At 69.3% G+C, this 13,791-nt stretch carries 17 protein-coding genes and 1 pseudogene; all 18 read right to left on the bottom strand.

All coding sequences use genetic code 11. The features are described from left to right. Positions 1-45: 45 nt before the first annotated feature. A complete protein-coding gene (locus OHO27_RS20680) occupies positions 46-330 on the bottom strand; it encodes a hypothetical protein (protein WP_328426058.1) in 285 nt (94 codons plus the stop codon). Continuing rightward, positions 327-554, bottom strand: a complete 228-nt coding sequence (locus OHO27_RS20675) for a holin (RefSeq protein WP_328426056.1) — start codon at positions 552-554, stop codon at positions 327-329. Before OHO27_RS20675 ends, OHO27_RS20680 begins: the two co-directional genes overlap by 4 nt. A 3-nt stretch (positions 555-557) precedes the next feature. Continuing rightward, on the bottom strand, positions 558-920 hold the full coding sequence (locus tag OHO27_RS20670; RefSeq protein ID WP_328426054.1) for a hypothetical protein: 363 nt from the start codon (positions 918-920) through the stop codon (positions 558-560). A gap of 39 nt (positions 921-959) precedes the next feature. After that, positions 960-1,334, bottom strand: a pseudogene (locus tag OHO27_RS20665) (N-acetylmuramoyl-L-alanine amidase); the annotation flags it as partial. Between the two features lie 79 nt (positions 1,335-1,413). Next, positions 1,414-1,638: a hypothetical protein gene (locus OHO27_RS20660; RefSeq protein ID WP_328426052.1), complete on the bottom strand. Its 225-nt coding sequence runs from the start codon at positions 1,636-1,638 to the stop codon at positions 1,414-1,416. Between the two features lie 62 nt (positions 1,639-1,700). Further along, entirely contained in the window at positions 1,701-1,910 is a 210-nt protein-coding gene (locus OHO27_RS20655) for a hypothetical protein (protein ID WP_328426050.1), read from the bottom strand. Positions 1,911-1,926: 16 nt separating this feature from the next. Continuing rightward, entirely contained in the window at positions 1,927-2,433 is a 507-nt protein-coding gene (locus OHO27_RS20650; protein ID WP_328426048.1) for a hypothetical protein, read from the bottom strand. 15 nt (positions 2,434-2,448) lie between these two features. Beyond that, positions 2,449-6,195, bottom strand: a complete 3,747-nt coding sequence (locus OHO27_RS20645) for a hypothetical protein (RefSeq protein ID WP_328426046.1) — start codon at positions 6,193-6,195, stop codon at positions 2,449-2,451. Next, a complete protein-coding gene (locus OHO27_RS20640; protein ID WP_328426044.1) occupies positions 6,195-9,398 on the bottom strand; it encodes a phage tail tape measure protein in 3,204 nt (1,067 codons plus the stop codon). The genes OHO27_RS20645 and OHO27_RS20640 overlap by 1 nt, the downstream gene beginning before the upstream one ends. 2 nt (positions 9,399-9,400) lie before the next feature. Then, a complete protein-coding gene (locus OHO27_RS20635; RefSeq protein WP_328426042.1) occupies positions 9,401-9,613 on the bottom strand; it encodes a hypothetical protein in 213 nt (70 codons plus the stop codon). Beyond that, on the bottom strand, positions 9,610-10,146 hold the full coding sequence (locus OHO27_RS20630; protein ID WP_328426040.1) for a DUF7426 family protein: 537 nt from the start codon (positions 10,144-10,146) through the stop codon (positions 9,610-9,612). Before OHO27_RS20630 ends, OHO27_RS20635 begins: the two co-directional genes overlap by 4 nt. Then, a complete protein-coding gene (locus tag OHO27_RS20625) occupies positions 10,146-10,619 on the bottom strand; it encodes a phage tail tube protein (RefSeq protein ID WP_328426038.1) in 474 nt (157 codons plus the stop codon). Before OHO27_RS20625 ends, OHO27_RS20630 begins: the two co-directional genes overlap by 1 nt. Positions 10,620-10,629: 10 nt before the next feature. Next, a complete protein-coding gene (locus OHO27_RS20620) occupies positions 10,630-11,070 on the bottom strand; it encodes a minor capsid protein (RefSeq protein WP_328426036.1) in 441 nt (146 codons plus the stop codon). After that, complete coding sequence (locus OHO27_RS20615; RefSeq protein WP_328426034.1) at positions 11,067-11,417, bottom strand: hypothetical protein; 351 nt, start codon at positions 11,415-11,417, stop codon at positions 11,067-11,069. The genes OHO27_RS20620 and OHO27_RS20615 overlap by 4 nt, the downstream gene beginning before the upstream one ends. Before the next feature lie 9 nt (positions 11,418-11,426). Further along, positions 11,427-11,747 (bottom strand): hypothetical protein, encoded by a 321-nt coding sequence (locus OHO27_RS20610; RefSeq protein ID WP_328426032.1) that lies wholly within the window; start codon positions 11,745-11,747, stop codon positions 11,427-11,429. Beyond that, positions 11,741-12,415 carry a hypothetical protein gene (locus OHO27_RS20605; RefSeq protein ID WP_328426030.1) on the bottom strand — a complete coding sequence of 225 codons (675 nt, stop codon included), beginning with the start codon at positions 12,413-12,415 and terminating at the stop codon, positions 11,741-11,743. The genes OHO27_RS20610 and OHO27_RS20605 overlap by 7 nt, the downstream gene beginning before the upstream one ends. Before the next feature lie 3 nt (positions 12,416-12,418). After that, positions 12,419-13,267, bottom strand: coding sequence for a hypothetical protein (locus OHO27_RS20600; protein WP_328426028.1), 849 nt, complete (start codon positions 13,265-13,267; stop codon positions 12,419-12,421). Between the two features lie 13 nt (positions 13,268-13,280). Beyond that, positions 13,281-13,727, bottom strand: coding sequence for a hypothetical protein (locus OHO27_RS20595; protein ID WP_328426026.1), 447 nt, complete (start codon positions 13,725-13,727; stop codon positions 13,281-13,283). Positions 13,728-13,791 lie beyond the last annotated feature (64 nt).

The raw sequence follows: 13,791 nt of genomic DNA, 5'->3' as shown, positions 1-13,791 counted from the left end.
CACGACAAAGGGCCCCCTCCCGCCCGCAGGCAGGAGGGGGCCAGATCAACGTGTCAGGAGCGCGATCACACCCGTGGCCGCGCCAGCTGCACCCGTCAAGGCGCCGACCGCGGCTAGAGGCCAGCGATTCTTTTTCAACGCCTCGACATCCTCACGGAGCTCGTCGAGGTCCTTCTCTGTGTCCTCGCGGAGCTGCGCCACGTCGCGCTCGGTCCGGGTCGACCGCTCGACGAGCACCGCCAACGAGCCCTTGACCTCTGCGAAGCCCGTGGCGACCGTACCGCGGAGCCGCTCCAGCTCCACGGCGACCGAGGCCTCCGGGACGGTCACTGGCGGCTCACGGTCTCGGTCAGGCCCGGGCCCTCAGGGCCACCGGAAGTTGCCACGGCGGTGAGGACGGTGAGGACCGCGGCGCCAGCCCCGAGCGCCAGGCCCTCGCTCCAGTTCGCGTTGATGATGCCGAGGGTGTCCAGGCCGAGCGAGCCGACGAGGACCTGAGCGTAGGTGCGCACTGAGCGCTCGCCGGTCGCCTTCCAGAAAGCCTTCGTGAACATGCGTTACCCCTTCACAGTGAAGCCGTACCGCTGCCCCAGGAGGGACAGGGAGGTCTTGCCGAAGTAGCCGTCGGCGGGCTGGCCGAGCTGGCGGCCGCGGAAGCCGCACCGCTCCTGCCACTCGCTCACGGCCGGTCGCGTGCGGGAGCCCAAGCTGCCGTCGACCCAGCGCTTCGCCAGGAGGCCGGCCTTGTAGAGGGCGGTCTCGACGACCAGGCCCTCGGCCTTGTACGTGGTGCCGCCCTGGGGCAGGCCCGGGTCCCGCTGCTGCGCTGCCCTGATGTGGGCCAGGCTCACCACCGGCTTGGTCGGCTTGGTCGGCGCTGGCGCGGGCTTCTGCGCCTTGGCGACGATCCCCGGGAACACGAGCTCGCGGAACTGAGCGATGCGCAGCTTGCCCGGGCACGCGGTCCCGTTCGTGGACCAGGCCGTGTGTAGCGAGTGGTATCCGAAGCCCGGGTCGCTCGAGGTCTTGCAGATCCGCAGCGGGATTCCGTGCTCCTGGTGCGCCCAGACCCCGAGGTCGATGAGCTCGGCGACCTGCTCGTCCGTCCACGGGTCGGAGGCCTTTGTGTTGCTCGCGGTCTCGACAGAGATGGCGCCGGTCCCGTCCGCGCGTCGGTTTGCCGCGGCGTTCGCGTCCGCCCGGGTCGCTGTAGACAGGTACTGGCCCAGGCTGCCGTCGAAGTCCAGCCCGAAGTGCGACTCCAGAGACGTCGAGTTTTTCCAGTAGGCGTACAGCCGGTGCTCGTCCCAAGGCGCGACGATGCTGTGCGCGATCAGCTGCGTCGCCCGGATCGTCGGCTGGTCGCTGGACTCCGGCGGGAGCTCCAGCCGGACCGCCCCTTGTACCAGGCCATCAGCTGCCCTCCCCTGTTCTATTGGAGGCGGCCACGACCGCCCAGTTCTTCGACTTCCACAGGTCGTCGAGTGCTTTGGTCGCCTCCGGCCCGGTCACCGTCTCGGCGAGGCGGTGCGCCAGGTCGTGGAACGGCCGGCTCACCTCCTGGAGTGCGGCCGGGAGGTGGTGGTAACGGAAGTTGCCGAGCATCTGCACGACAGCGGGATGGAGCTCACGGGCCATGAGTGCCTCCAGGGCATAGAAAAGCCCCGGCCAGACGGCTCGGGGCAACTTCGGGGTGGACGTCAGACGGGCGTCGCGGCGATGTAGTAACGGGACGCGGTCACCGAGATGTTCGGCTGCTGCGCGAAAACTGCCTTCACGGCGTCCACGACTTCCTGCTCCCCCACGTCCGAGATCGGAAGGCCCTCAGTGGCCACGGTCAGCCGCACCACGCAAGACGCCTCCGGGTTCGTCACGTCGTACGCCCGAACCTCCACGTACGGAACCTCCATCGGGCCCTCCCCTTGCTCAGGCCGCAGCCTCGTATTCGCCGAACACGCGGATCGTGTCGGACGTCGCCCAGGTCCACGGCGATACCGCATCGATCAGGCCGACGCCGGAGACCGCGGCCGCGTCGATCCGGGCCGACGCCATCTCGATCTCCATCGTCGTGGTCGTCGTCAGGCGGACGCGCACACCCATCCGGGAGCCGAGGCCCGCGCTGGAGTCGGAGATCTCGCCGTAGCCAACGCACAGTGCGGCTCCCGCAGCGGCCACGGGCAGGCTGAAGCGCCAGTTGTCGCCGCTCCCGCCCCCGCCGAAGTTGGTGGTCGACCCGAAGGCGATCTCCATCCGGAAGGACACCTTGAGGGCGGACTGCGCGAACCTCGCGGAGACCGACGCGTTGCTGAAGCTGGGTGTGTTCGCGCCGGACGAGGTGGTCCACACCGGGACCCAGTCCTGCCACGTCGGGCTGATGGACGCCAGCCGCTCCTCCGTCACGATCATGCCGGGCAGCCAAGGCTCAAACGGCACGGCGCATCTCCTCTCTCACAGGGCCACAACCGCTGGGCGTGCGACGCGGACTTCCGCGCCGGCGAGCTGGCTCTTGCTGACCCCGTTGCTGGCCCGGGCCACGGTCCAGGCCTGGGGAGTGACAACCACGAACTCGTCGAACAGCACGTTCGGCGCCACGTTGGTGTTCCCACCGAACGCTGAAGCGGCCACGCCGACCAGGCCGGAGGCGACCGGAGACGAGACCACCGTCTCCGCCGTGTGCCACACCGACGGCTCCAGCGAGCCAATCGGCCACACGCGAACCTGCACCAGGTGCCCAGTCAGCCGCACCCGCACCTCGAACTCATCCGCCGCGGCGTAGGTGAACGGCAGCGTGACGGCCGACCCAATCTGCGTGACGTCCCGCGCCACCGACACCTGCATCGCACCCGACAGACCGAAATGCACGCGCGCCCGGTAGTAGTCGCCCGTCCCCGCGTAACGCAGCAGCACCGCTGGGATGAACGCCGCGCCCGTCGCGACCGCCGACACCGACATGCGGCAGCGGATCTCGCAGTCACCGATCGCCCCCGGCAGGGTCTGGAAGCGGATCGTGGAAGGCGCTGAAGGCAAGCCCACCACACCCCGCGCACCATTGACCGACCGCTCCGACGCCGCACCACCGACCAGCGTCCACGCCTGGCCATCCGTGCCCGTCCCCCAGCCGCCAGCAGCGACGGACCGCTGGAAAGCGTCGTACGCCCACGGGCGGATCCCGGACACCGACAGCTCCTCGCCCGCAATCCGGACCGGAATCGGGAACATCCCAGGGTAGGTCGGCTCCGGCCCGGCGGATGTGATCCACGGGGCGGGCCCCATCTGCCCCCTGGCCGGAGTGTGGACCGTCAGAGACGTTGCCGCGTCCGTTGCCGCGGCTTGCAGTGTCGAGCCGCCTGGGTTGGCGTCCACTCGGCTCGGCGCTGGCACTGTGAACAGGAGGTCGTCGATGTAGACGGCGTCCTCGCCCGAGGCTGTGCTGTTGTCCTTGGCATACCGGAAGGTGACCGTGGCCTTGCCAGTGACGTCGATCGTGGTCTGCGTCCACGGTGTGGTGCCCTGCGCGCGCAGGACTTGCACGCCGTCGACGAGGACCAGGAGCCGGTCGCCGTCGAAGCCAGTCCCGGCCGCCTCGGATGACGTCCAGTACCAGAACGTCAGGGCCGTGGCTCCGGCCGGGACAGTCACGATGGCGTCCGAGGTCTGGTTGTTGCTGATGGCTCCGGACCGCAGCGACCACGTGCCCGAGTTGTAGTGAGCCTGGGACCGCGTCCATGGGAGGTTCCCGCCCGCGGTGATCGGGAATGCGAAGTTGCTGTCGCTGAAGTTCTCCAGCAAGCCGACCGCGCCCACCTGATACGGGCCGGCCGGAGCACAGACGAAATCGATCTCCCACGTGTGGATGCCCAGGCGCTCCGTGTAGCCGACCACCAGCAGATCGAGCGGCCCGGGCGGCAGCCAGTCGGGGAGATCCGTGATGCGGATCAGGTCTCCCTCGCTGAGGTCCAGGACAGCAGGGATCAGCTCCGGCGCGCGGTGCAGACGGACGGTGACGGACGGGTAGCGGGCCTCGTCCCATGTCCCGAGGTGGAGCAGCCAGGCGGCCATGGGCTCGGCTTGGGAGTCGTCGTAGAGGTTGAGGTCCACGCTGTCGTCGTACCGGCCGATCCCGTCCGGCGGATCCTGGACCGACAGCGGCCCGACGAGCAGCTCGGCTTGCCCGGATGAGCCCCCGACCCGGTTGACCGTCACGTCATTGCGGACATCCACATCGTCGGGCTCGGGCTCGATGTGGGCGAGCTCTCTCGAGCCGTACGCCAGAGTGAGCGCCGGCGCCTGGTTGTACTGACTGGCCCGGCCCCGGTAGCGCAGGCCCACCTTCTCCTTGTCCTCGACGAGGATGCCGCCGTCGGCCGCCGCACACTGCTCCAGCAGCTCCAGAAGCGTGCCGGGCCGCTGAGGACCCACACGCGCCTGATCGGAGATCACTCCGCTCACCGAGATAGGGATCCCCGATTCGACGGAGAGGCGCCGCAGGCGGGTGCCCGCTTCCTCTCCGGCGAAGGCCTGGTCAGCAGCGTTGAAGGGCTGGTCCGTCTCCTGGGTGAAGACGGCGAGGTGACCGAAGCTCATCCCGTCGAGGCCCGCGCCGAAGTCACTCCGCACTTCGGTGACGTAGCCCGGCGAGGCGGCGATGGTCGCGGCCACGGTAAAACCCGTACCGCCGATGATGATCCACCGAGCGGAGTACTGGACATTGCCACCGCTCTGAACTGCCCTGATCTGGAGACGATTCCACGCCCCGGTGAACTGAGGTGCCGTGCTGAAGTCCATGAAGACTTGCTGGTCGTCGGCGTCCAGGCCCTCGATGCGCACTAGGTTGGTGGCCACGCGCACCCGGACACGCCGCGCCGTCCCCGCGGAGCGCACCTCAAAGAGGGTCGTCTCCGCCACGGGCATCGTCGCGAGGTTGTACACCAGCTCCACCTGCCACGTGCCGGCCGCGGCTGCCGGGACAGGTGCTGCGAACTTGCCACCGGTCTGCAGGACGGGCAGCGGTGAAGACCCCGGCAAGGTGTCGTCCGCCGCCCAGTCGAAGCCGCTCGCCTTGAGCACCCGCACTCCGGAAATGGGGCTGTAGGCCTGCGTCGCGTCGGACCCCTCCTCCATGGGCCAGTAGGCCACCGGACTGAACGAGGGGACCCGTCGTCTCAAGGTACTCGCGAGGGGCTTCTTGCCCTGGTTGAGGCGGCGCAGGAGACCCGCACCCGCGCCCTCAACGGTGATCAGCCTCCCTGCGCCGCTCCACCGATCCGGCCAGTCCGAGTACTCGCCGTGGAAGCGCACCCGCTTGTTGCTGATCGCGGCGCCGTTCGACAGCGTCCACGTCAGCCCGGTGGCGTCCACGAACGAGGTCGCACCGATGGTCTGCGCAGTGAAGTCCACGCTGGCGACCAGCGTGCCGCCGATGCCATTGCGGAGCTGCGCGGCGTACACGCTGCCCATCGCGCCCACGAACTGAAGGTCCGTGAGCTCACCGACGACGAGCGGCGCCGTCGAGGCGAAGATGGCCCCGGCCGGCGTGGCCACCGCCGACCCGAGCTGGCTCCACGTGCCGCTGATCAAGGGCGCCGTGTAGAAGGTCACGGTGCCCGTCGTGTTGTCGCGGGTGACACGCAGCGCCAGGCGCCCCGACGGAGGCACCGGGACGAGAGCGGTGGACAGGAAGGAGACCACGGAGTTGCCGTCCGTGGAGGCCCGCAGGCTCAGAGCACCGTTGCCTGCCACGGACAGCTGCCACGACCGCTGATTGCCGGTCGTGACGTACTTGCCGAAAACCTCAACCTCGATGCCGGTCTGCCAGTTGAGCAGCGACACCTCGACCCTGGCGTCCAGGTTCCCGGCGATGTTCAGAGCCGTGACGCTGGGCGTGGAGGCCCGTGCGCCGGGCGCGTCGTCGGGCAGGAGGAGCCGTGCCGCGCCCGCCCGCACGCTCACCCTCATCGGCGTATTGCGGCCGATGAGCCCGTAGTACGGCGAGCGAGGGTTGCGCGGGGAGAAGAGGCCGTCCGGGCTTTTCAAGGTGAGGGAGCAGGAGGCCGGGTCCGGCGCCTGCCCCTCCGCCGTCTTGCCGCGGGTGTGGGTGATGATGTCCCGCGCCATCGCATACTGCGTGACGTCGGTCAGCACGCCCCCGATGCCGAGTTCGGTCGTGACGCCGAGCGCATCCTCGGGAAACGGCATCAGCCCCTCCTCCTTCCCGCGAGCGCGTAGTCGACGTCGCCGCCGGCCTTCCGTCGGATGCCGCGCCGCATGCGTTCCATCAAGTAGTCGTCCTCGCCCCGGCCCGACGACCGCATCTCCAGCACGATGCGCTGAGAAGCAGCCCTCCGCGCGCTCGAGGACGCGGTGTCCCACGAACCCGGCGCGGGCGTGTCCACCAGCGAGGCCATGGCACTGTTCACGGCAGACCTCTCCGCAGCGACACCCTTGACCAGGCCCTGCGCCGTGTACCGGCCGACCAGCGCCATGACCCGCGACGGCGACTTGATCCCCAGAGCCTTGCGGATGCTCTTGGACATGCCCTTCGCGATCGTGAGCATCTGCTTCTCGATCTGCTTCTGGTGTGCCGCCAGACCCTTCACCAAACCGCGGGCCGCCTCAACGCCCGCCCCGTACATCGCGTTGCCCGCCGTGCTTCCGGCCTGGCCGGCCGCCGTGACGAGCATCCTCTGCTGGGCGTTGATCTGCTTGATCTGCCCCTGGTTGGCGTTCGCGAGGGCAGCCGCTGCCGCCGAACCGCCGTCCACTCCGGCCTGGGCGATCTGCGCGACGAGGTCGCCGCTCACACCCTTCTTCCGCAGCGCGGCCAGGTTCTTGGCAAACGTCTGCGCGGCTGCGGTGTCCTGCTTCAGCCCGGCGAGAATCGACTCGGCGGTCTGCGGCCAACCACCCGCGTCCTGCTGGGTGATGTTCGCGCTGTCGAGGACGCCCTTGCGGACGTCCGCGGCGAGCTTGTCGCGGGCCTTGACCAGGTCGTCGACCTTCTTGCGGGCGGTCTTCAGCTGCCCGGCAAGTTTCGCGTCCCATCCGGCGAGCCAGTCCAGTTTCCCGGCGCCCTTGTTGATCGTCTTGAGGGCGTTGCGTAGCCGCTTGCCGCCCAGCGAGTCGCGGACGATGTCGACGAGTTTGTAGCTGGCCGCGCGGACCTGCTTCTGCGTGCCGGTCAGGCCCGCGACGAGGCCGCGGGCGATCCAACGACCCTGCGCCGTCGTCACCTTCGACGGCGAGGCGATACCCAGCGCCTTGGCGATGGGGCCCGGGATCGCAGAACGCGCCCAGCCCATGATCCGGCTACGAAGCCAGCCGCCCATGGAACTGATGCCCGACCACAGGCCTTGAACGACTGCGCGGCCCTGAGGGCTGAGCAGGGAGCCCATCGAACCGAGGTTGCTCGCGATCCTCCTGGGCAGCCCCCGGACCCAGGAGACGAACTCCGCGCCCTTCCTTGCGGCGCTGTCCTTGAACTGCTGCCAGGCCCGCGACGCTACGGCGGTCAGGTTCGTTCCGAGCGGGTTGAGGGCAGCCACGGCCCGGCCGGGTAGCCCTCGAACGGAGGTCATCCACGAGTCCCACTGGCGGCTGACCGGCCCGGCAATGTAGCGGGACCACAGGCTGGAGAACCAGGCGCCGATCGCTGTGCCGACCGCGTTGAACACGGCGGGCGCTTCGACCGCCTTCCTGCTGACCCAGGCGGTGAACGCGGCCCACCACTTCGTGAGGTTCTCGTTCAGACTGCTGATCAGCTTCTGGACGAAGGACACCATCATGAGCGTCGCGGACGCGGCGATAGCGCCAGCCACTAGCACCGGCAGCAGCATGAGCGCGCCAACGATCGCGGCGGCGATCAGCGACAACTTCAGGGCCGCCTCAGGATTGGAGGTGATGAACTCGGCGACCTTCTGGCCAGCCTGCGACAGACCCGTGATGAACTTCGGCCCGAGCTCCCGCGCCTTGGCCAACAGCCGCTGGCCGACCAGCCCGAAGAACGCGACTACCCGGTCGGCACCTTCCGTGCCGCCCTTTCCCGCCTCGTCCCAAATCCGGCCGAGCCCTGTGCGTACCTTGGCGATCGATCCCAGGACGGGACCCCCGAGGAACTCGACAAGGTTCTGCTGCATGCCCCGCTTGAAGGCCTCCAGACGGGATCCGGCGTTGTCGCGGAGGGCGTTGCCCATCTTCTCGGCGGCGCCGCCGACCTCACCGAGTTCCTTCACTGCCTCGGACGGGTCTAGGGCGTAGAGCGCATCTCCCATGTCTTCGGCCTTCGTGCCGAAGAGTTCGATCGCCACGGCGTTGCGCTTCGCCGGGTCCTCGATGCCGCGCAGTTTGTCCAGGACCGTGTCGAAGGCCTTCGCCGCTGTCGGCCCGCCCGCGGCGAACTTGTTGACCATGTCGTCGGCCGACAGGCCCAGCGACTCGAACCCGGTCCTGACACGTTCGCCGCCCGCGACGGCCTCGATCGTGAACTCCTTGACGCTGTCGGCGACAACGTCTGTGTCGCGAGCGCCCGCGAGCATGCCCTGCCGGATCAGCCCCATCGCGGTCTGCCCATCTAGGCCGACGTTGCGGAAGATCGTGGAGTACTCGTTGAAAGTGTCGGCGATGTCATCAGCCCGAGGCCCGAGTCCTTGCAGGCCCTTGGCCATGATGTCCAGGGCATGGCGGCCGTTCCGCGCGAGTCCCGTCTTGATCATCTGGCCAGCGGCGTTTGCCGCCTGCCCGAGGTCCAGCTCGAAGGTTCCTGCCAGGTCGCTGACCTGGGTGGAGATCTCCTTGATCTGCTGCGTCGTCGCGGCTGGCGGGAGCAGTCCCGACGACATCGTGGCCCGGATCGCGTCGGCCGCGCCCTGGAAGTCCTCGGTCACGGCCTCGCTGTAGAGCTGTCCGGCGATCTTCCCGAAACGCTGCGCCTCCGCAGGAGTCTTACCCAACTGGGCGCCCAGCCGAGCCGTGATCTTCGACTGGTCCATCGCCTCCGAGAACGCGCTAATGAACAGCGCGCCAGCGGCGGCGCCTGCTGCCAGGGCCGCCCCGCCGGCCACCGCCTTCAGCTGCTCCAGCTTCGACCCGGCCTGGTCGACCGCATCATCAGCCCCCTCCCCGGCGCCGTCGGCCAGACCGTCACCCAGAGCGTCCCCGGCGTCGTCCCCGATTCGACGGGCCGAGGAAACGAACTGGCCGCGGGCGTTACGCAGACGACCGTCGGCACCGCGGACGAGGCCTTCGCCGAGCTGCTGCCCGGCCTGCTGTCCGGCGCGCTCGGCGTCGTCGCCCATCTGCTGCCCGGTCTGCCGCATGGCATCCTCAGCCCGGCGCAGAGCAGGATTCACCGCCCGGTCGTCCACGCTCAGGATCGCGTTGAGCTCACCAACGGTCAGCGCCATGGCTACCTCCTACGGGGGGTGTGCTTGGAGTCCTCGGGAGGTGGCGCGAAGTGCCGGCGCAGGCGGGTCTCCGCGCAGAGCAGTCCGCCGATGCGGATCTGGAGCCAGCGCCAAGAGCGCTCGTGGAGAATGCCGGACTCCACGTCGATGCCGTAGGTGTCGTGGAGGTCGGCCTCGATCAGGGGCCACTGACCCAGGAGCTTCTCCCAGGTCAAGTTCCTGAGTGCCCCCGACCGCGCCCGCCGCGGCGTCGGGAGCCCGCCCTCGTACCACTCGTAGAGGCCGGTGACCGGGTCGTACTCGCCTCGGCCGACGCCGAGGTAGCGCGCTTCGCCTGCGCTCTCCGCGCCTCCCGGTTCGCCGCTTTTCCCGGCTGCTGCCCCGTCCGCCAGTACTCCTGGGCGGTCTCCTTGTCGGCGACCACCCAGAACATGGCCGTCATCGCGACGTGCTTGAAGTGGGCCCACTTCACGCCGTCCGCCAGGAGCTGGTCGTACGCGGCGCCAAGGCACATGCGGAAGAGGTCCTTCTCCTCGTCGTCGTCGAGGATCGGGGTGTCCCGGCGCTTCCCGCCGGCGGCGAGCCGGGCGGCCATTGTCGTAATGCGCTCGATCCTGATGCCGTCTTCCGCGGATGGGTCCTCGATCCGGTACACCCGGGTCTCCCCGTCGCTGCCCTTGACGGGGAGCTCCAGGCAGTCGTCGAGGAAGTTGTCGAGGGCCTCGAAGTCGTTGCTGTCCTGGGCCATCAGGGCGCCAACGGGTTCGTGATCGGGGTGAGCGGGCCGTCTCCGGTGAAGGTGATCTCCACCTCGCCGAGGGCGCTGTACTCGCCGCCAGCGGGCTGCCAGTTGGGGATGGCCTTGCCCTGGTACGCCTCGGGCAGGCCGTCGCGGTTCATGTACCGCAACCGGACCTTGTTGGCGTCGCCGTACGCGAAGTGCGCGAGGCGGATCGCCTCGTGGACCGGGTGGTAGACCTTGACGCCCTTGTTGGCCTTGCGGCGAATCGTGACGCTGAGTTCCCAGCTCTGGGCGGTCTTCTCGTTGCCCGCCCAGCCTTCTCCGTCGTAGTCCGACGAGTCCTCGATGTTCGGCTCGGACGCGGGCTGGAACTCGCGGACACCCGGGCAGAGCTCCCAGTCGGGCGCTTCGTCAGTGCCCATGTTGATCTCCAGCCGCCACTCGCGGGCGAGCTCGTTCTCCTCAACAGGAGTGGACATGCGGTCCTCCTCAGTCGTTCAGGTGGAATCCGGGCCGCACGGACCGGACGTAGTAGTTGGCGGTCTTTTCCATCCGCCCGCGCGCGTCCTGGCCGATCCAGGCCTCGGACGTGCGCCAAGAGATCTCCACCCGCACAGCCCGGGCATCCCAGGAGCGGCGGTTGTGGAGCACGCTGAAGACGTCGTTTGCCAGCTGCACCAGGTCCAGGACGTTCGTCCCTGCGCGCATGCGCACCTGGATGCCAGTGACCGTGTCCGTCGAGTCGTCGTCGGCCACCGGATACGGCGTGAGTCCGAGCACTCGGTCCGGGCCGTCCGGCATCCTCCCCAGCACGATGCCCGTGGCGCCGGAAGGAAAGGCGCCGGCCGGTGAGTAGACGCCCACGTCCTCGGCCGCCAGCAGCTCGGCGACGCCCTGGAGCAGGTCGACGTCGTGGGTCTCGCCGCTCATCGCAGGGCCCGCCGCAGCTCAGCGGCGACGAGCGCCAGGACGACACCGCGTTCGGCATTGAGCGAGGTTTCCAGGTACTTGGCTTCGCGCCCGGGCGCGTGCTGGAAGTCCAGCTCCTCATGCTGCCTGACCGCGTAAGGGGTGTCGTAGCTGACCATCGCGGTGAGGTCGGCTTCGTCCACGCTCGCTGTACCGGAGTGCTGGAGTGTGCCTTCGTCGAGCGGCACCCGGTCGTTACTGACGCCCAGGACGTGTTCGGCGCCGAGGTACAGGCCGCGCGCGGCTGCCTGCCGTAGCTCCTGTTCGACGCCGCTCGCGTCGAAGCGCAGCCGGAAGTTCTGCGCCATGGCATCCCCCTACTCGAGTTGGACTTCCAGGTGGTTGGGGGTGCCGAGCCCTTTGCCGTCACGCCGCTTGGCCTGGATCACTGTGGTCTTCCGGCCGCCGGGGAGCGTCACCCGAGACAGGGCCGGCGCCTCGGTGCCGAGGTCGGCGTACGCGGTCGACGTGCTCGTGACCTGCTCGCCGCCCGGTGACCGGACCGCCCGCGTCTGCTCGTCGAGGAAGCACCGCACTGTGACGGGTGGCCCGTACAGGGGACCGGTGCTGGACTCGTCGCGGTACGGCTCCACGGTGATCTCGTGGATGAAGTACCGACGGGGGATACGCCTCACCATCCGTTGCCGCCCGTGAATGCGACCCAGCGGAGCTTGTCGGCTGGGACGTTGGCGAGCGCGCGGCTGATGCCGGGCGCGTAGTAGTCCGGGCTGGACCGGTTGTCGCCAGCGCCGAACTGGAGGTTGACCGATCCGATGGCCACGCCCTGGAGCGGGCCGGACACGTCGGTCTCGACGCCGACCTCACCCCAGAACTCCACCTGACTGCACACGGCTTCGGCGAACGCGGCCTTGACGTCGGTGTCGGTCGGCATGCCGTCGTCGTCCACGTCGTACACCGCGGCCTTGAGGAAGTCCGAGTCGAGGAGTCGCGTCGCGCGCTCAAGCAGCTGCACGGCGTCCACGGGCGGCGCGGCATGAAGGTAGTCGGCGAGCTGGGTGGTGGTCGCGTACGACCGGACGTCCGCCATGGTCGGCGGTGCCGGGGCCACGGCCACGACTTCGTGCTGGCGGCTCGCTCCGGTGCCCGTGACGGTCCACGACAGCCGCCACAGGCCAGCCGCCGTGTACGTCAGAGACGCCGTCCATGTCGTACCGCCGTCCGCGGTGCCGGCGGCAGGGTTTGAGACGGTGCCGTCGGGCGCGGTGACAGCGAGCGTAGCGCTCGTGGTGTTGTCGGCCGGAGTGACGGTCAGGGTCGCTGTGACGCTGTCTCCCACGTCGGGCATCGATCAGCCTCCGGTCGTCGAAATCGCAGCCAGCTGAGGCCCGGTGGTGGACGGGGTGAGTGTCGGTCCGCCCGCCGAGGCGGTGAGCGTCTGTGCGGGGCGAGGTAGGCGCATGACCGTGCCTGCGCGGGCGCGGGTGCGTGCGGCGCCGAGCTGGACGACGTGGGCCGCGCTGAGCGGTCGAGCCGAGCTCGTGGCGCGGGCGGCGCCGAGCCGGTACGCCTTCTGTCCGGCGAGTGGTTGCGCGGTCGCGGTCGTACGGGCCGCGCCGAGGAGGGCGAGGCTGGTCGGGAGGTTGACGTTGTCGACCTCGGCCACGTTGTTCGACCCGTCGGTGCGGGTCGATTCCATCAGCAGGGACAGGTCCGCGTCCGCGACCCATGCGGGCGCTGGTGAGGTGCGCAGGACAGTCCAGTTCGAGCTGTCTGGGGAGGACTCCCACAGCAGCGTGCCGCCCGTCTCCCGCAGCCTGAGCCATGCGTGTTGGACGGGGTCGTAGGGCGGGAAGAGTGCGCCGCCGTCGGCGTAATCGGTGCGGGCGTAAACACCCATCGCACCCTGCGCGGTGTCGATGATGAAGCCCGCGTCCGTCCCGCCCACGCTCGACAGCACCAGCAGCGAGAGGGCGGCCGTGGATACGGCGCCGTTCACAGCCGGTGGGTACGCGCGCAGCAGAAAGTGTGATCCGGCCAGGGTGTAAGTGCTGGCCGAGCGGAGCCCGGCGAAGCCACCCACGTTGCAAGGGATCCGGCCCCGGCCGCCCGCCGCGGTGACGTCGCCGTATGAGCCCGGCCACTTCCCCGTGTCGAGCGCGCCGGTGAAGTGGTCCTCGAGGATCTCCAGCAGCGGCATGCGGAGCCCCCTGTTAGGCGTTGGATTCGACGCTGATGCCGTCGGCGTGGACGCGGGCGACGATGTCCGTGCCGTCGGGGGTGACCGCGAAGTCGTGCAGTGTGAGCGGCACGATCGCCGAGTCCGGCGAGGCTGTGTCGGGCTTGTAGCAGATGGCCAGCTTCCCCACTGGGGCGCCTGTCGCGGCCGTCCACGAGATGTCGTTCGCGTCGAAGGAGGCCGAGTTCAGGGTGTCGTTGACTGCGACGACCACACCCGTGAGGGTCTGGCGTCCCATCGCAGTCTGCTCGTTCGCGACCCCGGCGAGGAGGTCCGCGAGAGTGTCGTAGTCCTGGAGAACGTCGTCGGACGGCAGCCCGGTCGCCTCCAGCGGCACTGCGATCAGCGAGTCGTCCACCGCCGGCAGGCCCGCATGGGTCAGGATTCGGCCCTTGGCCACGTTGGCCACCACGTCCGCCACGGCAGCCCTCCCCTCCTGGAGAAGCGCGCGAGGGAGGCCCACCGCCCGGGCCTCCCTCAACGCG

The organism is Streptomyces sp. NBC_00443, from assembly GCF_036014175.1.
GTDB lineage: Bacteria > Actinomycetota > Actinomycetes > Streptomycetales > Streptomycetaceae > Streptomyces.
The sequence above is the reverse complement of the archived record's forward strand: the minus strand, read 5'-3'. Positions and strand labels throughout refer to the sequence as shown.